Consider the following 20163-nt stretch of genomic DNA (forward strand, 5'->3'; position numbering starts at 1 on the left):
CGGCGGAAAACTACTCCGCCGCGGGAGCCTGCTCGGCGATCTGCTGGCGCACGACATCCATGTCGAGTGCCTTGATCTGACCGACGAGGTCCTCGAGCGCCGGCGCAGGCAGTGCACCGGGCTGTGCGTACACCAGAATTCCTTCGCGGAACGCCATGATCGTCGGGATCGACTGGATCTGCGCCGCGGCAGCAAGTCCCTGCTCGGCCTCGGTGTCCACCTTGGCGTGCACCACGTCGGGGTGCGCGTCGGACGACTTCTCGAACGTCGGCGCGAACTGGCGGCACGGTCCGCACCAGGACGCCCAGAAATCGACCAACACCACGTCGTTGTTCGTCACGATCTCGTCGAAATTCTGCTGGGTCAAAGTCTGAGTGGCCACGCGGTCCCTTTCGATTGATTGCGCTTCTGGTGTGTCTCAACGCAGGTATTGACCGGAATCATCCCGGTCGGGTCGGAGCGCCTGTATCAGGCGGGCTGGGGTGCGGCACGGAACGTGCGGCGATACGCATTCGGCGTGGTGCATCGCAACCTCACGAAATGCTGCCGCAGGGCCGCGGCATTGCCGAAACCGACCACCTCGGCGATCGAATCCATCGGCAGATCCGAGTTCTCCAACAGCTGCTGCGCCGCCAGTACTCGTTGGTCGTTGAGCCAGCGCGCGGGTGTGGTTCCGGTTTCGGCCGCGAACTTGCGGGCGAAGGTTCGCGCCGACATGTTCACCCGCGCCGCCAGTCGACCGATGGTCAGCTCGGAGTCGAGATTCTCGGTCATCCAGTCCAGCAGCGGAGCCAGTGTCTCGGTACGAGTGGCGGGCAGCGGACTGGTGACGAATTGAGCCTGGCCGCCATCACGATGCGGAGGAACGACCATCCGGCGAGCGATCCCGTTGGCCACGACGCTGCCCTGGTACTTGCGCACGATGTGCAGGCACAGGTCGATTCCGGCTGCCGTCCCTGCGCTGGTGAGTACGTTGCCCGCATCCACGTAGAGGACGTTCGGATCCACCTGTGCCAGGGGGTATTTTGCGGCCAGTGAGGCGGAGTGCCGCCAATGCGTCGTGCAGGGTCTGCCGTCGAGAAGTCCCGCTTTGCCGAGTACGAAAGCACCGTTGCACAGGCTCGCGACCATCGCGCCTCGTTCCACCGCTGCGCGAAGCTTGGCCAGCAGGGGTTCGATGGATGCGTCGTATTCGGTTCCGCACACGAAGCTGCCGTCCACAGCCGTCTCGGTGCCACCGGCCGGAATGATGATCAGATCGGCGCTGTCGAGACTGTCGAGATCGTGCGGCACGTCGATGGTGTAACCGACGCGGGTGCGGATCGGTTGGGGGACACCTGCGATCAGAGAGAAGTCGTAGGTGGGTAGGCCCTCGTCCGAGCGATCGAATCCGAACACCTCGCAGGCGACGCCCAGCTCGAACTGTTCGGTCAACGGCATCAGCGCGACAACCACTCGTTTCAGCATGAAAAAAGTATGGCAGAAAGTCGTCGATATATGGCTTTACTGCCACTCGTGCGCACTGTTCGCAGGTTGGAGGCTAGCGGCATGACAATTGTATTGGTAGTTGTGCTGTTGTTCCTGGCCCTCGACGTCCTCGTGCTCGCAGGCCTCGCTCCCGATACCCACGCGGAGGTGACCCAGTTCGGCGACTTCCGGTTCTAGGGTGCCCGGGGTCAGCCGATCCGCCATTCGCGCTTGGCATCGCCGTCCCACCGGCGCAGCGCAACCGCAGATCCCACCAGATCGTCGATGTCCGCCGAGAGCAGGCGCACCGCCGCTCCTGCCTCCTCGGGCGTCAACCGGCGAGCCACCGTCACGTGCGGTGTCCATCGGCCGGGTTCGAGGTGGTCGAGCGAACGTTCGCCCACGGCCTCGTGCATCCGGCCGTGCAGATCGAGCAACTCGCTCGACGGAACGACCAGTCGCGCCAGGGTGATCGTTCGACCGCCGAACACGACGAGCCCGCCCAGGCGCACATCGAACGGATCGAATCGGACCGCATTGCCATCGTCCACCGCGGTCGGCATCGACGACGCCACTGCGACGGTGATGTGCGGGCGATTCGACTCACCGCGGTGGCGGTTCTGGCTCGGGAGCCCGGCCTCGGACAGCGCCGCCCACTCGCGGCGCACCGCAGCGTCGAGGCCGGAGTCGAGTAGTAGTTCTGCGGACTGCACCATGGAGCCCATGATGTCGCAGACTGACGGCCGGAATACGACGACGCTCAGGATCGGGGCCATGACCGGCGACGGGATAGGCCACGAGATAGTGCCCGCGACGATCCGGGTGGTCGACGCGGCCCTGGCGTCCGTCGGCGGCCCGGCCGTGGACTGGGTGCGCCTCCCGCTGGGCATGGACGCCATCGACCAGCACGGAACGCCGGTACCCGGGAGCACGCTGGACGAATTGGGTGAGCTCGAAAGCTGGATTCTGGGACCGCACGACAGCGCGTCGTATCCGGAGCCGTTCCGATCCGAACTGACTCCAGGCGGACGGATTCGCAAGAAATTCGACCTGTTCGCCAACATCCGGCCGGCGAAGGCACTGCCCGGCGTACGGGCGCTGTCCCCGCGAATGGATCTGGTGGTCGTGCGGGAGAACACCGAGGGGTTCTACGCAGATCGCAACATGTTCGTCGGCAGCGGGGAGTTCATGCCCACTCCCGATGTGGCGTTGGCCGTCGGAGTGTTCACGCGCGCGGCCTGCGAACGCATTGCATGTGAGGCATTCTCGCTGGCCGAGCGACGCAGCAGGAAAATGACCATCGTGCACAAGACCAACGTGCTGTCGATGACGACGGGGCTGTTCCGCGATGCGTGCCGCGCCGTGGGCGAGCAATTTCCTCACGTCCAGGTCACCGAGGAGCACGTCGACGCGCTCGCGGCGCACCTGGTTCGGCGGGGCGAGGACTACGACGTCATCGTGGCCGAGAACATGTTCGGTGACATTCTGTCGGATCTGACAGGTGAGCTGTCCGGGTCGCTGGGCACCGCGCCGTCGATCAACTCCTCGGAAACCCAGGCGATGGCGCAGGCCTCGCACGGGTCGGCCCCGGACATCGCAGGGAAGAACCGGGCCAATCCGACGGCACTCTTCCTGTCCGCTGCAATGCTGCTCGAGTGGCTCGCCCCGCGCCACACGGACGATCGGCTGGCCGCGGCCGCCGGCCGGATCCGTGACGCCGTCGACGCCACGGTCGAATCCGGGGTCGCGACAGCCGACCTCGGTGGGCAGGCGTCGACCAGCGCATTCACCGAGGCCGTGGAAGCCCGGGTGCACCGGCGCTGATCGCGGCGCACTCGGTCAGAGCGGTTTGCGGCTGCTGAAGATCGCGGTGCCCGGAAAGAGTTGCCCGCGCAGTGGACTCCACTGTCCCCACTCGCGGTCGAGCCATTCCGGCCAGTCCGGTTCGACGATGTCGCGCACCTCGAGACCTGCGGCGACCAGCTCGCGCACGCGGTCACCGATCGTCCGGTGGTGCTCCACGTAGTTGGGAGTCCCGTCGGCGTCGTATTCGACGTACGGGGTTCGATCGAAGTACGGAATCGTCGCGGTCAGACCGCCGACCCCGGGATCGTCGGGAAACACCCAGCGCATCGGATGGTTGACGGCGAACACCCAGATCCCGCCCGGCCGCAGTACCCGCGTGACTTCCTTCATCACATTGGCGGAGTCCGCGACGAACGGCACCGCACCGAAGGCCGAGCAGACGATGTCGAACCGCTCGTCGGCAAACGGTAAGGACTCGGCACTGGCCTGCACCAGCGGAACCGTCGACCCGCCCGCGGCCATTGCATCGACGCCGCGCTGCAACATGCCCATCGAGATGTCGAGACCGATCGCGCGCGCACCCTGGGTTCCGAGCCAGCGGGCGCACGGTGCACTGCCGCAGCCCACTTCGAGGACGTCCTTGCCCGCGACGTCGCCCAGCAGATGCACGTCGCCCTCGTGCAGCCCCTCCGGGCACCAGACGAACTCCCCGGATTCGGTCGACACTCCGAGAAACGCGCCGTGCGTACGGTGGTAGCTCTCGGCGTCGGAATCCCACCAGAGACGACTCGCGCGGTCACTCGCGACCGAATCGATTCGGCCGCGGCCGGGAGTGGACGACGGTGTGGAAAGATCGGTCACACGCCGACTCTAACCGGGTTTGTGCTGGTACTGCGGCATCGCGTACCCTGTTCAACGCGAGTGTGTTCATGCTGCGCCCAGGTCGGGTTCCCTCGACCTCGGCGCACACGGATCCGGCAACGGATTCGCCGAAGATGCTCGTGTTGCACACGTTTCACCAAGTCCGACCGAACATCCATCAACCGATACCCAACCCGTCCGGAGCAACTCAACACATGCCCTCAACCACAACCTCACCGCAGGTAGCCGTCAACGATATCGGCTCCGCAGAGGATTTTCTCGCCGCCATCGACGCCACGATCAAGTACTTCAACGATGGTGACATCGTCGAGGGCACCATCGTCAAGGTCGATCGTGACGAGGTTCTACTCGACATCGGTTACAAGACCGAAGGCGTCATTCCTTCCCGCGAGCTCTCCATCAAGCACGACGTCGACCCCAACGAGGTCGTCTCCGTGGGAGATGAGATCGAAGCACTCGTCCTCACCAAGGAGGACAAGGAAGGCCGTCTGATCCTGTCCAAGAAGCGAGCTCAGTACGAGCGCGCTTGGGGCACGATCGAGGAGCTCAAGGAGAAGGACGAGGCCGTCAAGGGCACCGTCATCGAGGTCGTCAAGGGTGGACTCATCCTGGACATCGGTCTTCGTGGCTTCCTTCCCGCCTCGCTCGTCGAGATGCGTCGCGTCCGCGACCTCCAGCCGTACGTCGGCAAGGAGATCGAGGCCAAGATCATCGAGCTCGACAAGAACCGCAACAACGTGGTCCTGTCGCGCCGCGCATGGCTCGAGCAGACCCAGTCCGAGGTCCGCAGCGAGTTCCTGCACCAGCTTCAGAAGGGCCAGGTCCGCAAGGGCGTCGTGTCCTCCATCGTCAACTTCGGTGCCTTCGTGGACCTGGGTGGCGTCGACGGACTCGTGCACGTCTCCGAGCTGTCCTGGAAGCACATCGATCACCCGTCCGAGGTTGTCGAGGTCGGCACCGAGGTCACCGTCGAGGTTCTCGACGTCGACCTGGACCGCGAGCGTGTTTCGCTGTCGCTCAAGGCAACTCAGGAAGATCCGTGGCGCCAGTTCGCTCGCACCCACGCGATCGGCCAGATCGTGCCCGGCAAGGTCACCAAGCTCGTTCCCTTCGGTGCATTCGTGCGCGTCGAAGAGGGCATCGAGGGCCTCGTGCACATCTCCGAGCTGGCCGAGCGCCACGTGGAGGTTCCGGACCAGGTCGTGGGTGTCGGCGACGACGCACTCGTCAAGGTCATCGACATCGATCTCGAGCGTCGCCGGATTTCGTTGAGCCTCAAGCAGGCCAACGAGGACTACGCAGAAGAGTTCGATCCGTCCAAGTACGGCATGGCCGACTCGTACGACGAGGGTGGCAACTACATCTTCCCCGAAGGCTTCGACTCCGAGACCAACGAATGGCTCGAAGGTTACGAGAAGCAGCGTGAAGAGTGGGAAGGTCGCTACGCCGAGGCGGAGCGTCGCCACAAGATGCACACCGCTCAGATGGAGAAGACGGCCAAGGACGAAGCTGCCGAAGCCGCCAACACCAACTACTCCTCCGAGTCGGGTCAGGCCCCCGCCGATGCAGAAGGCGACGCTCCCGCAGCGTCGGCTCCGGCCTCGACCGGTGGTTCGCTGGCCAGCGATGCGCAGCTCGCTGCACTTCGCGAGAAGCTGTCGGGCAACGCCTGATAGAAGTGGTCCACCCGTGAGGGTGTGACACCGAGCCCCGGTTCTCCACGTGAGAACCGGGGCTTTCTCGTTTCGAATCAGGGGAGCAGAGAAGCTGCGGACACGACAATGGACCCGGTTCCGATGAACCGGGCCCATGTGTGAGGGGGAGTGCGAACTACGCGGCGGTGGCTGGACTCCACTGGCCGACGCTCTCCGTGCGCTTGCGCATGCTGGCGAAGCTGTGGCGGGCGGGGGTCAGGAGGTTGGTGAACCAGTTACGCCGATGGTCGGCCAACGCCGAGGCTACTTCCGGGATGAGAATGCAATGAACGCCTGCATCCATGCCAAGGCGGTGCCGACCCGGTTGGATCTGATTGCTTCGCATGGGTGTCCTTTTCAATAGCTGTGGGTCGGCACATCGAGGTCTCGCCCGTCGAAGATAACCGACCCACCTCCGAAAACGGTGCATTTGAGGCTGGTGTGATTCGGCGTGTTCGAGTGTCAGACTGGTTGCATGCTGAGACTGGGACTGACCGGTGGAATAGGTGCCGGAAAATCGACCGTTGCCAAGGTGCTGACCGAACTCGGGGGAGTGCTCGTCGACTCCGATGTGCTTGCCCGTGAAGTCGTGGAGCCGGGAACGCCTGGGCTGCAACGACTGACGGACACCTTCGGAGTCGACATTCTCGCACCCGACGGCTCGCTCGACCGTCCGGCGTTGGCGACCAAGGCATTCGGCGACGAGGAATCCCGCAAGAAGCTCAACGCCATCGTTCATCCGTTGGTCGGCGAGCGCACCGCCGCGATCATCGACGGTGCAGCGCCGGATGCCGTAGTGGTGCAGGACATTCCGCTCCTCGTGGAGGGATCGATGGGCCCGTTCTTTCACCTCGTGGTCATCGTGTGGGTCGACGCCGAGGAACGGGTGCGTCGTCTGACGGGACAGCGAGGCATGCCCGAGGCCGACGCTCGCGCGCGGATCGCAGCGCAGGCAACCGATGATGCGCGCCGCGCTGCAGCAGACGTGTGGATCGACAACACCGGTGCGCCAGGCAGCGTCGACGACGTCGTCCGAGCCCTGTGGAACGAGCGCCTGATTCCCTTCGAGCGCAACATCAGGGAGGGGATCATCGCGCGCGTTCATCCGGAACAGGTGACGGCCGACCCCACGTGGGAATCGCAGGCCCGACGCATCATCTCGCGCCTGGCCCTTGCCTGCGCGGACAAAGCGGTCCGAATCGACCACATCGGCTCCACCGCGGTGCCCGGTCTCGACGCGAAGGATGTCATCGACATTCAGATCACCGTGCGCGGGCTCGACGACGCCGATGCTGTCGCCGAGCAGCTGCGCGTGGCAGGGTTCCCTCGGCGAGAGGCCAGCAACTTCGACTATCCAAAGCCCGCATACGGAATCGGCGGAGAAGCCGATCCTGCCGTGTGGGCCAAGCGTTTTCACGGCAGCGCAGACCCCGGCCGGCCGGCGAACGTACATATCCGGGTCGACGGCTGGCCGAATCAGACGTTCGCCCTGCTGTTCCGGGACTGGCTGCGAGCGGACGACAACATCACCACCGAATACGCCGGAATCAAGCGACGCGCCTCCGAGGCCGCTGCCGGAATCACCGACTTCGGCTCGGCCATCGAGGCCTACGAGAACGCGAAAGCCCCATGGTTCGATGTGGCATACCGTCGGGCATGGCAGTGGGCGGAGCAGACCGACTGGACCGCGTGAATCGGGGCCGACCGAGTCAGGACGGCTTGCCGTTCCACTCGGTCGGCATTCCGAGGGATGCGAGCCACGCGTTCAGGTCGTAGTCGTGCCGCGTCAGTCCTTCGATGGCCGTGATCGATCTGGCCAGCGCGAGCTCGGCCGTGGGGGTGTCGAGATGGCGCGCCACCCGAGCGTCGAACAGCTCGTCGACGTCGAGCAGGTCGTAATCGCGGCCGGTACGCACGCTGAGGTCGAGATAGTGGTCGACGGATGTCCATCGGGTGGCGCCGGCGGTGTACTCGCCGATGTCGACGTAGTAGTCCTGATCGCGGGCGTGCGCGGGCAGATAGTGGAACACCGAGGCCCGTAGCCCCAGAGCGGGCAGCAACCAGGACTCCAGGTAGTCGAAGTGGGCGTGATCGGACGGGCGGGCCATGTACAGCCCCCACGGCTCGACGCGGTATTCGTCGACGACACGGACGAACCCCTTGGGATCCACGTTCGTCTCGGCGACGAGGTCGAACGTCTCGTGCTTGGGGGCATGAACGACGGTGTGCGCACCGGCTGACGTGTGAGCGACCATGCCTGTAGAAGCTACCGGGAACCGACGTCCGGGGTCTGCCCGACGGAACTTGTCGGTGGTCGCGTCTACGCTTGTGAAATGGCGTTTGCATCCGAACATCCCGTTGTCGCGCACTCCGAGCACCGTCCGGTAGGCGCAATCGAGCGCACCGGACCGGCGTTCGAGGTCGTCAGCGAACACACGCCGGCAGGCGATCAGCCGACCGCCATCGCCGAGCTGGAACGGCGGATCAAGGCGGACGAGAAGGACGTCGTACTGCTCGGTGCCACCGGTACCGGTAAGTCGGCCACCACTGCCTGGCTCATCGAGAAGCTGCAGCGCCCCACTCTGGTGATGGCACCGAACAAGACCTTGGCGGCGCAGTTGGCGAACGAACTGCGAGACATGTTGCCCAACAACGCAGTCGAATACTTCGTCTCGTACTACGACTACTACCAGCCCGAGGCGTACATCGCGCAGACCGACACCTACATCGAGAAGGACTCGTCGATCAACGACGATGTCGAGCGGCTGCGGCACTCGGCGACGGCATCTCTGCTCTCGCGCCGCGATGTGGTCGTGGTGGCGTCGGTGTCGTGCATCTACGGTCTCGGTACCCCGCAGTCCTACGTCGATCGGTCGATCGAGCTGGAGGTCAACGTCGAAGTGCAGCGTGACGCGCTGCTCCGGTTGCTCGTGGACGTGCAGTACACCCGCAACGACATGGCCTTCACCCGCGGATCGTTCAGAGTTCGTGGTGACACGGTCGAGATCATTCCGTCCTACGAGGAACTGGCGATTCGCATCGAGTTCTTCGGCGACGAGATCGAAGCGCTGTACTACCTCCATCCGCTGACCGGCGACATCGTTCGGCAGGTCGATTCGGTGCGCATCTTCCCGGCCACGCACTACGTTGCCGGGCCGGAGCGGATGGAACGGGCCGTCAAGGACATCGAAGCCGAACTCGAAGGTCGGCTCGCGGAGCTGGAGGGCAAGGGAAAGCTGCTCGAGGCTCAGCGGCTGCGGATGCGGACGCAATACGACCTGGAGATGATCAAGCAGGTCGGGTTCTGCTCGGGTATCGAGAACTACTCGCGGCACATCGACGGACGCGGTGCAGGTACCGCGCCTGCCACGTTGATCGATTACTTTCCCGAGGACTTTCTGCTCGTCATCGACGAGTCTCACGTGACGGTTCCGCAGATCGGGGCGATGTACGAGGGCGACATGTCCCGCAAGCGCAACCTCGTCGACTTCGGGTTCCGCCTGCCGTCCGCGACCGACAATCGGCCGTTGACGTGGGAGGAGTTCACTCAGCGGATCGGTCAGACGGTCTACCTCTCGGCAACTCCGGGAAAGTACGAGCTGGGCCAGACCGGGGGAGAGTTCGTCGAGCAGGTGATCCGTCCGACCGGACTCGTCGATCCCAAGGTCGTCATCAAACCGACCAAGGGCCAGATCGACGACCTGGTCCATCAGATTCGAGAACGCGCGGAGAAGGACGAGCGTGTGCTGGTGACCACGCTGACCAAGAAGATGTCGGAGGATCTGACCGACTACCTGCTCGAACTGGGCATTCGTGTCCGCTACCTGCACTCCGACATCGATACGCTGCGCCGCGTCGAACTGCTCCGGCAGCTCCGACTCGGCGAGTACGACGTGCTGGTCGGCATCAACCTGCTCCGTGAGGGTCTCGACCTGCCCGAGGTCTCGCTGGTGGCGATTCTCGACGCCGACAAGGAAGGCTTCCTCCGGAGCGGCACCAGCCTCATCCAGACCATCGGCCGTGCCGCCCGAAACGTCTCCGGCGAGGTCCACATGTACGCCGACAAGATGACCGACTCCATGACCTACGCGATCGAGGAAACCGAGCGTCGGCGTGAGAAGCAGATCGCGTACAACAAGGAACGAGGCGTCGACCCTCAGCCGCTGCGCAAGAAGATCGCCGACATCCTCGACCAGGTGTACCAGGAAGCCGAGGACACCGAGTCGGTCGTCGAAGTCGGGGGATCCGGGCGCAACGCCAGCCGGGGTCGGCGAGCGCAGGGCGAGGCGGGCCGGTCGGTCAGCACCGGGGTGTACGAGGGCCAGGACGTCTCGTCGATGCCCCGCGCCGAACTGGCCGATCTGATCAAGAACATGACCGATCAGATGATGAACGCGGCACGCGAGCTCAAGTTCGAGCTCGCCGGCCGACTGCGCGACGAGATCCAGGATCTGAAGAAGGAGCTGCGCGGGATGGATGCAGCAGGCCTCAAATAGGTTCGGTTACGGTTCAACGATGGACGCAACCACCGCCGGCCGCACCTCTCGCGCGCTCGAGCTCATTCACTCGATGACCTATTTCCTTCCAGAGACGCAGGACGCTCTCGTCGCCGCAGGGTTGCCGCCGCGGGCCTGCTATTTCGCGGGCCGGGCAGCGCCTCTGGGGCGGGTCGGTGCAGGTGTCGTCACCGCTACGTTCTACAACTTCAATCGTGAACTGATCGCGCCGCTCATTCCGGCCGCCTGGGATATCGCGTCGCCCGACGAGATCATGGCAATCCGGTACGACACGCTCGATGCCGCCTTCGCCCGATTGCTCGGGCCCGAGGTCCTGACGTCCGCGGACATGGCCGAGGCCGCAGACCTGGCATCGATCGCAGCCCGTGGCATTCCCGGTGACGACGGCCGACCCCTGTACGCCGCGTATGCCGAGCTCGACTGGCCGACAGCTCCGCATCTCGTGCTGTGGCACGCCCTGACTCTGATCCGCGAATACCGCGGCGACGGTCACCTCGCGGCGCTGCAGACGGCGGGACTGAGCGGTCTCGAAGCACTCATCACCCATACCGCCACCGGCTACGGCTTCGAGAAGGAGTTCGCCCGCAAGCGTCGCGGATGGTCGACCGAGCAGTGGGACGGGGCGGTCGCGTCTCTGGCCGACCGTGAGCTGCTCTCGTCCGACGGTGCGCTGACCCAGGACGGGAAAGATCTCCGTACGTTGGTCGAGGACATCACCAACGACCTCGCCGTTGCACCGTGGGCCGCCCTCGGCGAGGACGGTGCCGCTCGGCTGGTTTCGCTCGCGACGCCGTGGCGCGAGACGATCGTCGGTGCGGGCGTCATTCCGGATGGTGTGTTCGGGCCCGCGATCAAGAAGAAGTAGCCCGCCTCAGCTGGTGATGTCCTTGGTGCCGAAGCGTCGCCACGCGATCAACCCGAACAGTGCCGCGTACGTGACGGCCGAGAACGAACCGACCACCATGTCGTTCCAGTCGATGCTCGTGCCGAATGCATCGATCCACGAATTGGCGTAGTGCCCGGGCAGGTAGTTGCGGAGTGATCCCAGTGCCGTGATCTGGTCGAGAATCTGCATCAGAATCGACGTCATCACCGCACCGCCGACGGCCCCGAGAGGGGCGTCGGTGAGCACGGACAGCAGCATGGCCAGGCCCGCGACCCACAGCAGGTTGATCCCGATGTAGGCGACCGCGATCAGCAGCCGTACCAGCGAGGTGCCGTAGGGCAGTCCTTCACCCAGCGGGGTGATCAGCGATTCCGCGCCGTACATCACGGTGCCGATCAACAGCGACACCCCGACGAGCACCAGGATCGCAACACTGGACAGCGTCGCCGACACCAGTGCCTTCTGCGTCAGCAGACGACTCCTGGGCACGGGAATGGCCAGCAGGTACCGCAGGCTCGACCACGAGGCTTCGCTTGCCACCGAGTCGCCGAAGAACAGGGCCACCACCACGATCAGCAGAAAGCCCACGGACATGAACAGAGCGAAGACCGTGAAGTTCATGCCACCGCGGGTGCCGAGCTCGATGAGCCCATCGGCATCCGAGTCCGCACTCGAGCTGCCGACGGTGAAGGCGATGGCGAGAATTACCGGCAGCAGCGCCAGGAAGCCGATCGCCAGCTGAGTGCGTCGACGACCCAGTTGCCTGCGTAGCTCGGTACGGAACGGCAAGGTGCTACCGCCGGTGTATCCGGCAGCGCGCCCGTCTGCGTGTGTGGTGCTCATGAACGATCCTTGCTGGTGGAAGACCCTGGGGTGTCTCGGTGGACGAGGTCGAGGAACACGTCTTCGAGGCGCGTCGATTGCGAGAATCCGCGCACCGAGATCCCCGCGGTGACGAGCTCTCGGATCACGACGGCGGCATCGGCGTCGGTCAGGTCGACGGTCACCGTGCCGTCGTCGACGATCACTGCGCCCTCGTGGCCGGAGGTACCGAGCACCGACTGCGCGCGGGCGGCGTCGTCGACCCTGATCTCCGTTTGTCCGCCTGCCGCGGTCAGTTCGCGCACAGTGCCGGAACTGATCACCGATCCGCGATTCATGACGACCACGTGGGTGCAGGTCTGCTCCACTTCGGCGAGGAGATGGCTCGACACCAACACGGTTCGTCCGGTCTTCGCGTAGTTGATCAGCACGTCGCGCATCGTCCTGATCTGCGGTGGGTCGAGTCCGTTGGTCGGCTCGTCCAGGACCATCAGATCCGGCAACCCCAGCATGGCCTGGGCGATGGCGAGCCTCTGCCGCATGCCTTGGCTGTACGACTTGACCTTGCGTTCGATCGCGGTGCCGAGGTCTGCGATCTCGAGGGCTTCCTCGACATGGGCGTCCTCCATCGGGCGACCTGTCGCTTCCCAGTACAGCCGCAGATTCTGTGTTCCGGTCAGGTGCGGCAGAAAGCCCGACCCCTCGACGAAGGAGCCCAACCTGGACAGCACCGGTGCTCCTGGCGTCACCTTGTGGCCGAAGACCCTGATGTCACCACCGGTGGGAGTGATCAGGCCCATCAACATGCGCAGGGTGGTGGTCTTGCCTGCACCGTTCGGCCCGAGCAGACCCAGAACCTGGCCCTGCTTCACCTCGAAGCTGACGCCGTCGACTGCGCGAAAGCCGTTGGAGTACGTCTTGGCCAGATCGGTGATCACCAGAGGAGTGTCGATCAGACTCTCGTCCACTTCGGCGACCGCGCGGCGTCTGGTCCGCACGACCCCGGTCACGATCGCACCGGCGACCGCGAGCAGGACGATCCCGATGCCTATCAGTGGTGCCACCGGAACGGTGCTGTTGGCGCTCGCTTCCGCGGGGACGGTGGGCAACGCGATGGTGTTGTCGGTCATGGCCACGCTGAACTGTGCGGGTTCGAGCGGCACGGCGTACGCCTGATCGGTGGTGGAGATGCTCAGTTCGAGGCGATGACCCTGCTGGACGAGGTAGCTGATGCCCGGCAGGGCAACGGTGACATCGACGGGATCGATGCCCTCGGTGTCGGGCAGGCGGATCGCCGAGACAGCCCCGCCCGGAAGCGTTCTCGTGCCGTTCGGCGCAACGTCGTAGAGCTTCGCGAACAGGACCGCTTGACCCGGCGAGGCCAACGACGCCACCCGCAGATTCACCCGCGGCACACCGGTGACCGTCACGGACGAATCGACGGGTTCGCTGGTGAACGTTGCAGACTGGCCCGGCAGGTCCGCGGTCAGGGCTGCTCCGGCCCCGGTCGATCCCAGGGTCGAGAGCACCGAGCCCAAACCGGGTATCGACGAGATCGCCGACGGCGACGCTCCGGGCGGACGGATGATCGACTGGTTCTCCGCAGCGGGAGTGAACGTCAGCGATCGAGTCTCGGTGGGGTCGGAGTCGGGGATGAGCCCCGGGTAGTCGGGAGCCGTCATTCGGCGGTTGCGGTCGCCACCGCGCTCGTCGGCTGCCCGCTGAGTGGAGTAGACGAACGGCTGGCTATCTGCAGCAGCATCGCTCTCACGCAAGGTCGTGTCGAAGAAGTCGGCGATGGCCTGATCGCTCGTGCCGTCCGTCCCACCTGCGTCGTGACCGCCGTCGAACCATCGCACGGTGACGTTCCCACCGGCCGCCGCGATCTGACGAGCCGTCGCGTCGGCCTGATCCAGACCGAACAGCGTGTCCTGGCTACCCTGAACCAGCAGGGTCGGCGCGGTGATGTTCGACGCCACCGCGACCGGCGAGTGGGCCGTGAGCAGATCGAGGAGCTGTTGGCTGGGTATTCCGGTCACTGCGGACTGGGCGTAGGCGTCGCAGAACTCGGGTGCGAACCGTCCGCAGGCGGATGTCTCCTCGGCGGTGCCCGCTTGGGTGCCGTCGGTGCCGTTTCCGTCGCCGGCCGGTGCTGCACCGGACGCGCCCACTCCGAAGAACACTCCCGCCCAGCCGCGCTTGAGGACGCCGGGTCCGCCGTATTCGGCAGCTGCGGGGGTGGCGGTGTCGCCGAGGGCCTCTCGGCCCTCGGCGGAGGTGACGCCGTAGTTGGGGAACAGCGCCTGACCCAGGTCGTTCCAGGTGATCGCTGCGGCTATCGAATCGATCCGGGGGTCGGTGCCGCCTGCGCTCAGAGCCAGTGCGCCGCCGTACGATCCGCCGGCGACACCCACGTGCGGGTCACCGGGGGCGTCGAGTTCCACCTCCGGTTGTTCGGCGAGCCAGTCGATGAGTTCGCGTGCGTCGGCGACCTCGCGGTCGGGGTCGTTGAGAGAGATCGATCCCGTGCTGTCGCCGAACCCGCGTGCACTGTAGGCGAGCACGGTGTACCCGCGGGCTGCGAGGTCACGTGCCTCGCCGTCGACCGAGTCCTTGCTGCCGCCGAAGCCGTGGGCGAGCAGCACCGTCGGAGCGGGGGTGACGGCGGGGACGTACAGACGAGCGTCGATGTCGACGGTGCCCGTCGATCCGGGGCTGTCCGGTAGCGTGATGCGCGCATCACGCGTGGATGTGTCGGCGCTCGAATCCTGGGGGAGGAGTACGAATGCGAGGGCGGCTACAGCCAGAACCGCAATCACGGCGGCACCGACAGTCATGGCCCGTCTCGACAGTGGCGGGCGGGGAATCGGCATGGAAACCAATGTATGTGAGTGGCGCGGATCGTGTTGTTCCCCAAGTTCACGTGCCGATCGGCCGGTTCCGGCTAATGTCAGCGAATCAGTCCCCGGACCACGTTTTTCGGTCCTGTGACTTGCACCAATCGAGTTCGAGCAGAAGTGTCACATCTGTGTGTGTGACCGACAAATGGAGGAATGAATGAGCGCCTACCGCACCGTCGTCGTCGGGACCGATGGCTCCGAATCGTCACTGCGGGCAGTGGAGAAGGCCGCGGCGTTGGCGGGAGACGCCGCTGCCACCCTGGTGATCGCTTGTGCGTACTACCCGGCCGATCCGAAGGACACGTCCGCTGCCGCCGACGCATTGCGCGAGGACGCCTACCAGATCACCGGATCGGCACCGACGCGTGAGATTCTGCGCACGGCGCGCGAGCACGCCACCAAGGCCGGTGCGAAGAACATCGAGGAGAAGGCGATCGTCGGTGCTCCCGTCGAGTCGCTGCTGGCACTCGTGGACGAGGTCAAGGGTGACCTGCTCGTCGTCGGCAACCGCGGCCTGAACTCGTTGACGGGCCGTCTGTTGGGTTCGGTTCCGTCGGACGCCGCTCGCAAGTCCACCTGCGACGTTCTGATCGTGCACACCGTCCGTTGAGTGCACGCTGCACACACCACCGGCCCGCTCTGTCGAATCGACGGAGCGGGCCGGTGGTGTATGCGGTTCTCTAGGCTTCCGGCTCGAACGGCTGCAGCGCCGAGAGCTCACCCGGTAGTGCGTCCGCGTGCACGACGCCGAGTCGCTGAGTCGCTCGGGTGAGCGCCACGTACAGGTCGTTCATACCCTTGACCGAATCCGCCACGATGGCACCGGGTTCGACGATCAGCACCGAGTCGAATTCCAGTCCCTTGGCGTCCTTGACCGTCGATACGGTGACCAGTTCCGATGCCAGATGGCGGAATCGGTCGACGTGGCCTGCGGGAACCAGCACGGCACTCAGGCCTGGGCGAGGGTGCTCGGCCACTCGCTTCTCGACCGCGGTGATCAGATCGTCCGGTGCCACTCGTTGGGCCCACGGTCGTACCCCGGTGCTGCGGATGGACCGCGGCTCGGACTGCTCGGGGTCGATGGCAGCCAACACGTCGTGTGCCACCGTCATGATCTCCGACGGTGTTCGATAGTTCACCGTCAGTTCGGTTCGCTTCCAGCGCTTGGCCACATACGGTTCCAGAACCGAACCCCACGACGAGGTACCGGCGGGATCACCGGTCTGCGCCGTATCGCCCACCAGTGTCATCCACCGATTCGGTATGCGCCGCATGACCATTCGCCACGCCATCGCAGAGAGTTCCTGCGCTTCGTCGACGATCACGTGCCCGTAGGTCCACGTTCGGTCACCGGCGGCCCGTTCGGCCGTCGTGAGTCGTTGGCCCGAATTCTGCCGTCGCGCAAGCTGATCGGCGTCGATGAGGTCGTAGGCCATCAGGATCTCCGGGTCGAGTTCGTCCTCGAGGTCCTGAGGTGCCGAACCGGTCAGGATGTCCAGGGCACCCTGGGCGTCGGCGATCTGGCCGCGCCACTGACGTTGTGCCTGTTCACGTTCGGCCGCGTCGTCGACGCCGAGTAGCTCGGCGAGTTCGTCGAGCAGGGGAGCGTCGGCCGACGAGAACCCGTGGCCTCGGCGGACGAGGGCTTCGCGCTCCATCTCGTCCAGTGCAGGCGCGGCCGAGGCGATTTTCTCGGGCGAGGCGAACAGGTCGCGGAGAACCTGCTGGGGAGACAGATCCGGCCACAGTTCGTCGACGGCGGCCATGACGTCCCGGTCCTCGCGCATCTCGTCGCGCATGTCCGCGATGTCGTCGGCGCTGAGCAGGCTGGACCCGTCGACGAGGTTCTGTCCGAGTTTCGCTGCCAATTGGTTGGCCAACTGGTCGATGACCGAGGACACGAACAGCGGACGAGCCAGGTTGTGCGGTCGCCGGGACGAGCGGGCACGGCCGCGAGCCCTGGTGACGATCTTGCGATCGAGCGTGATGTCGTAGGTGTCGAACTTCAGCCGACGGGGCTGCGCGGGAACTTCCTGACGGTCGCGTACCGCTTGCGTCAGCACCTCCACCATCGACAGCCTGCCCTTGACCTCGGTCGCCACGGCCGAGTCCTCGCGTTGCGCACGGACTCCCGGGTAGAGGTCGCCGATCGTGGACAGCAGCACGCCCGTCTCGCCGAGTGACGGCAGCACCTGACCGATGTAGTCGAGGAACGTGGCGTTGGGTCCGATGATCAGCACGCCGCTCTTACCGAGCTGCTGACGGTAGGTGTAGAGCAGATAGGCGGCGCGGTGCAGCGCGACGGCAGTCTTGCCGGTCCCCGGTCCGCCCTGAACCACCAACACACTGCGATGCTGCGATCGGATGATCGCGTCCTGCTCGCTCTGGATCGTCTCGACGATGTCGTTCATCTGACCGGTACGTGCGGCATCGAGCGCCGAAAGCAGCGCGCCTTCGCTCGCGACGCCGCCTGCCACGGCGGCATCGTTCGACGATCGGGCGGAGTTCAGGTCGAGGAATTCGTCGGCGATCGATGTCACTCGCCGGCCGCGGGTACGAATGTGTCTGCGCCGCAACACGTTTTCGGGTGCGGCGGGCGTCGCCAGGTAGAACGGCCGGGCCATCGGTGCTCGCCAGTCGAGCAGCAGTGTCTCGTAGTCGTTCTTGTCGTCGAGAATCCCGACGCGGCCGATGTATCGCTCGGGCCGGTCGTCGACCTTGGGGTCGAGGGTCTCGGGATCGAGGTCGATGCGCCCGAAGCACAGTCCGTTCTCGGCGGCGTCGTACTTGGCGATGTCCTCTGTGTACATCTGGTTGAACGATTCCCGTTCGCTGCGGGCCTGCGGGGTGCCGCCGGTCTCCAACAGCACTGCGCGCAGTCGGTTCGCGGCATACTCGCGTAACGCGTCGAGCTGCGTGTACAGCCGCGTCAGATGCGCCTGCTCTAAGTCTTCTTCGAGCGGCACCACGGAGTCGCTCGATGTGTGGCCGTCGTCCGGCAAAGGGTCTCCTCGGGAGTTCGGCCGAGGCGAAGATATCGCCTCGAAATCAGCCAGAGCAGTCTACGCCGCACAACGGCCCTGCCGCAGAACCGCTGGTTCCGGGGCAGGGCCGTCTACGCGAACGTCGCTGTGTGGTGTCTGCGAAAAATTACTTCGCGTACTGCTGCAGCTTCTTGTCCAAGTTCTTCTGAGCCTTGGCAACTCGCTTCTCGAGCTTGGCGCGAGCCTGCTCGGTCACCTTCTCGAGCTCCTTGCTCTGCTTCTCGGCGCGCTTGCGAGCGCGCTTGCTCAGCGTGTCGACGCGATCGGACGCCAGATCGGCCCACGTGACTCCGCGCTTCTGCGCCTCGTCGGCGAGGACGGAACCCTTCTCGGCCGCCAGATCGGCGAGCTTGGACGCGCGCTTCTGCGCGACATCGGCCAATTCGCCGCGACGATCGGCAGCGACGTCGACGAGCTTGGAGCCACGCTTCTGTGCGAGCTCCGCCAGGTCGGTCCCGCGATGGGCTGCCTTGTCGGCGAGCTTGGAGCCGCGCTTCTGTGCCTCGTCGGCCAAGTCGCTACCGCGGTCGGCGGCCAGTTCGGCGAGCTTGGATCCACGCTTCTGTGCTTCCTCGGCGAGCACCGAACCCTTGTCGGCGGCCACGTGAGCCCAGCGGTTCAGTGCCGGCTGAGCTACGTCGGCCAGCTCCGAGCCCTTCTCGGTAGCGATATCGGCGAGCTTGGCCAACTTGGGCTGGGCGGCATCGGCGAACTTGGCCAGCTTCGGCTGTGCAGCCTCGGCCAGATCGGCGCTGCGGCTCGCGGCGACGGCTGCGATTTCCTTGACGCGCTCACCGGTCTCATGGGTGGAGTGACCCGGCAGTGCCGAGACGACGGTCTCCTGCGCGCGGCGTGCTGCCCGCTTGCTACGCCATGCGACGGACGGCTTGCCCTCGGTGTCGACGGCTGCGATGAGCAGTCCGCCGAGCAGGCTCAGGTTCTTGAAGAAGTGGATTCGCTGCGCAGCCTTGGTCTCCGGGTCGGTCTCGTTCCAGAAGGCGTGTCCGGCGAGCGTCGTCGGTACGAGACTTCCGGCGAGAGCCAGCGAGGCGATGCGCGGTGCCTTGCCGGTGGCCAGCAGAATGCCACCCGCGACCTGGATTCCACCGTTGATACGGACCAGCGTCTCCGGGTCGTTCGGCACGTTCGCGGTGACCTCGTTGGGGAGGACGTCCTTGCCCTGCTCGATCAACGGGGTGGCGGCCTGGGCCTTGCCGGTGGGATTACGGAGTGCGTCGACGCCCCCTGCGATGAAAATCGTAGACATCAGCGGACGGGCGATACGGCGGACCAGCATTGACAGCCTCCTGCGTAGTTTCTCGTGTCATCGGCGGTGGAACCATGGACGGCACGGCGGTCCGAAAACCTACCGCTGTGCGTCCTTTTGTCACACTATTCATACCCCGTGGTTCGCGGTCTCAAGCACGCCGATCGTTACCAACCCCTGGCGCGCCATTCGTCCAGGTGAGGGCGCTCGGCACCGAGCGTCGTGTCCTTACCGTGCCCCGGGTAGACAACGGTCTCGTCGTCGAAGCGGTCGAACAGTTTCGCTGTCACGTCGTCGAGCAGACGGGTGAAATCCTCGGGGCTGCCCGTCTTGCCGACGCCACCGGGAAAGAGGGAATCTCCGGTGAAGAGGTGGGTGCGCGCGCCCTCGGCATCGGTCAGTGCGAGTGTGATGGAGCCGGGAGTGTGTCCGATCAGGTGCACCACATCGAACGTGAGCTCTCCCACCGTCACGGTGTCCCGATCGGCGAGCAGGCGGTCGGGAGCCACAGGCAGGGGACCTGCATCGAGTTCGTGGGCTGCGGTCGGAGAGTCCGTACCGCCGGCGATGTCTGCCAGCGCCTGCCAGTGGTCGGCGTGCTGATGAGTCGTCACGATGAGTGAGAGCGTCGGCGCGTTCCTGTCGATGAGCGACGAGATGCGGTCGGCCTCGTTTGCAGCGTCGATCAGCACCGAGTGGCCTGTTGCGGAACAGACGACAAGGTAGGTGTTGTTGTCCATGGGGCCGACCGACATCTTCGTGATCGTCGCTCCGGGAATCGTTCGCCGCTGCGGCTGCGAGCCCTGAGAGACGACGCCGGTGTAGTTGTCATCGATGACCATGAGGTGCTCGTCCATTTCCAGGACGCTACCGTCGTC

17 protein-coding genes are annotated in these 20163 nt (G+C 65.3%); 6 read left to right on the forward strand and 11 right to left on the reverse strand.

What is annotated here, in order from left to right; translation table 11 throughout:
- Positions 1 to 10: 10 nt before the first annotated feature.
- From trxA to CH291_RS20975, 3 genes are all read right to left on the reverse strand, one after another.
- Positions 11 to 382: a thioredoxin gene (trxA, locus tag CH291_RS20965; protein ID WP_037192657.1), complete on the reverse strand. Its 372-nt coding sequence runs from the start codon at positions 380 to 382 to the stop codon at positions 11 to 13.
- A gap of 86 nt (positions 383 to 468) precedes the next feature.
- On the reverse strand, positions 469 to 1467 hold the full coding sequence (locus CH291_RS20970) for a helix-turn-helix domain-containing protein (RefSeq protein ID WP_068051869.1): 999 nt from the start codon (positions 1465 to 1467) through the stop codon (positions 469 to 471).
- 209 nt (positions 1468 to 1676) lie between these two features.
- On the reverse strand, positions 1677 to 2183 hold the full coding sequence (locus tag CH291_RS20975) for a 2'-5' RNA ligase family protein (RefSeq protein WP_094688570.1): 507 nt from the start codon (positions 2181 to 2183) through the stop codon (positions 1677 to 1679).
- A 10-nt stretch (positions 2184 to 2193) separates the two neighbouring features.
- Here CH291_RS20975 and CH291_RS20980 point away from each other — a divergent pair, with 10 nt between their 5' ends.
- A complete protein-coding gene (locus tag CH291_RS20980) occupies positions 2194 to 3291 on the forward strand; it encodes an isocitrate/isopropylmalate dehydrogenase family protein (RefSeq protein ID WP_094688569.1) in 1098 nt (365 codons plus the stop codon).
- A 15-nt stretch (positions 3292 to 3306) separates the two neighbouring features.
- Here the strand turns inward: CH291_RS20980 and CH291_RS20985 are convergent, their stop codons facing one another.
- Entirely contained in the window at positions 3307 to 4134 is an 828-nt protein-coding gene (locus tag CH291_RS20985) for a class I SAM-dependent methyltransferase (protein ID WP_094688513.1), read from the reverse strand.
- A gap of 215 nt (positions 4135 to 4349) precedes the next feature.
- Between CH291_RS20985 and rpsA the strand changes: the two genes are divergently transcribed.
- A complete protein-coding gene (gene rpsA / locus CH291_RS20990) occupies positions 4350 to 5828 on the forward strand; it encodes a 30S ribosomal protein S1 (RefSeq protein ID WP_027497255.1) in 1479 nt (492 codons plus the stop codon).
- 157 nt (positions 5829 to 5985) lie between these two features.
- Here rpsA and CH291_RS20995 read toward each other — a convergent pair whose 3' ends face one another.
- Entirely contained in the window at positions 5986 to 6195 is a 210-nt protein-coding gene (locus tag CH291_RS20995; protein ID WP_068050934.1) for a hypothetical protein, read from the reverse strand.
- A gap of 129 nt (positions 6196 to 6324) precedes the next feature.
- On the opposite strand from CH291_RS20995, the gene coaE reads away from it, so the two are divergent.
- Positions 6325 to 7542, forward strand: coding sequence for a dephospho-CoA kinase (gene coaE, locus CH291_RS21000; protein ID WP_094640082.1), 1218 nt, complete (start codon positions 6325 to 6327; stop codon positions 7540 to 7542).
- A gap of 16 nt (positions 7543 to 7558) precedes the next feature.
- Here the strand turns inward: coaE and CH291_RS21005 are convergent, their stop codons facing one another.
- Positions 7559 to 8104: a DUF402 domain-containing protein gene (locus CH291_RS21005; RefSeq protein ID WP_094688514.1), complete on the reverse strand. Its 546-nt coding sequence runs from the start codon at positions 8102 to 8104 to the stop codon at positions 7559 to 7561.
- A gap of 78 nt (positions 8105 to 8182) precedes the next feature.
- On the opposite strand from CH291_RS21005, the gene uvrB reads away from it, so the two are divergent.
- Positions 8183 to 10345 carry an excinuclease ABC subunit UvrB gene (gene uvrB, locus CH291_RS21010; RefSeq protein ID WP_068050990.1) on the forward strand — a complete coding sequence of 721 codons (2163 nt, stop codon included), beginning with the start codon at positions 8183 to 8185 and terminating at the stop codon, positions 10343 to 10345.
- Between the two features lie 19 nt (positions 10346 to 10364).
- Positions 10365 to 11231: an SCO6745 family protein gene (locus CH291_RS21015; protein WP_068050988.1), complete on the forward strand. Its 867-nt coding sequence runs from the start codon at positions 10365 to 10367 to the stop codon at positions 11229 to 11231.
- Between the two features lie 6 nt (positions 11232 to 11237).
- Here the strand turns inward: CH291_RS21015 and CH291_RS21020 are convergent, their stop codons facing one another.
- Both CH291_RS21020 and CH291_RS21025 read right to left on the reverse strand, forming a co-directional pair.
- On the reverse strand, positions 11238 to 12095 hold the full coding sequence (locus CH291_RS21020) for an ABC transporter permease (RefSeq protein WP_068050992.1): 858 nt from the start codon (positions 12093 to 12095) through the stop codon (positions 11238 to 11240).
- Entirely contained in the window at positions 12092 to 14947 is a 2856-nt protein-coding gene (locus CH291_RS21025; RefSeq protein ID WP_094688515.1) for an alpha/beta fold hydrolase, read from the reverse strand. Before CH291_RS21025 ends, CH291_RS21020 begins: the two co-directional genes overlap by 4 nt.
- Before the next feature lie 184 nt (positions 14948 to 15131).
- Here CH291_RS21025 and CH291_RS21030 point away from each other — a divergent pair, with 184 nt between their 5' ends.
- A complete protein-coding gene (locus tag CH291_RS21030) occupies positions 15132 to 15584 on the forward strand; it encodes a universal stress protein (RefSeq protein ID WP_068050983.1) in 453 nt (150 codons plus the stop codon).
- Positions 15585 to 15654: 70 nt separating this feature from the next.
- Here the strand turns inward: CH291_RS21030 and CH291_RS21035 are convergent, their stop codons facing one another.
- From CH291_RS21035 to CH291_RS21045, 3 genes are all read right to left on the reverse strand, one after another.
- Positions 15655 to 17976, reverse strand: a complete 2322-nt coding sequence (locus tag CH291_RS21035; RefSeq protein WP_094688516.1) for a HelD family protein — start codon at positions 17974 to 17976, stop codon at positions 15655 to 15657.
- A 148-nt stretch (positions 17977 to 18124) separates the two neighbouring features.
- The gene (locus CH291_RS21040; protein ID WP_068050978.1) at positions 18125 to 19315 is read right to left on the reverse strand and encodes a DoxX family protein; all 1191 of its coding nucleotides are present in this window, start codon (positions 19313 to 19315) and stop codon (positions 18125 to 18127) included.
- Positions 19316 to 19452: 137 nt separating this feature from the next.
- Positions 19453 to 20142, reverse strand: a complete 690-nt coding sequence (locus tag CH291_RS21045; protein ID WP_094688517.1) for an MBL fold metallo-hydrolase — start codon at positions 20140 to 20142, stop codon at positions 19453 to 19455.
- Positions 20143 to 20163 lie beyond the last annotated feature (21 nt).

Source organism: Rhodococcus sp. 14-1411-2a (assembly GCF_002259485.1).
Lineage (GTDB): Bacteria > Actinomycetota > Actinomycetes > Mycobacteriales > Mycobacteriaceae > Rhodococcoides.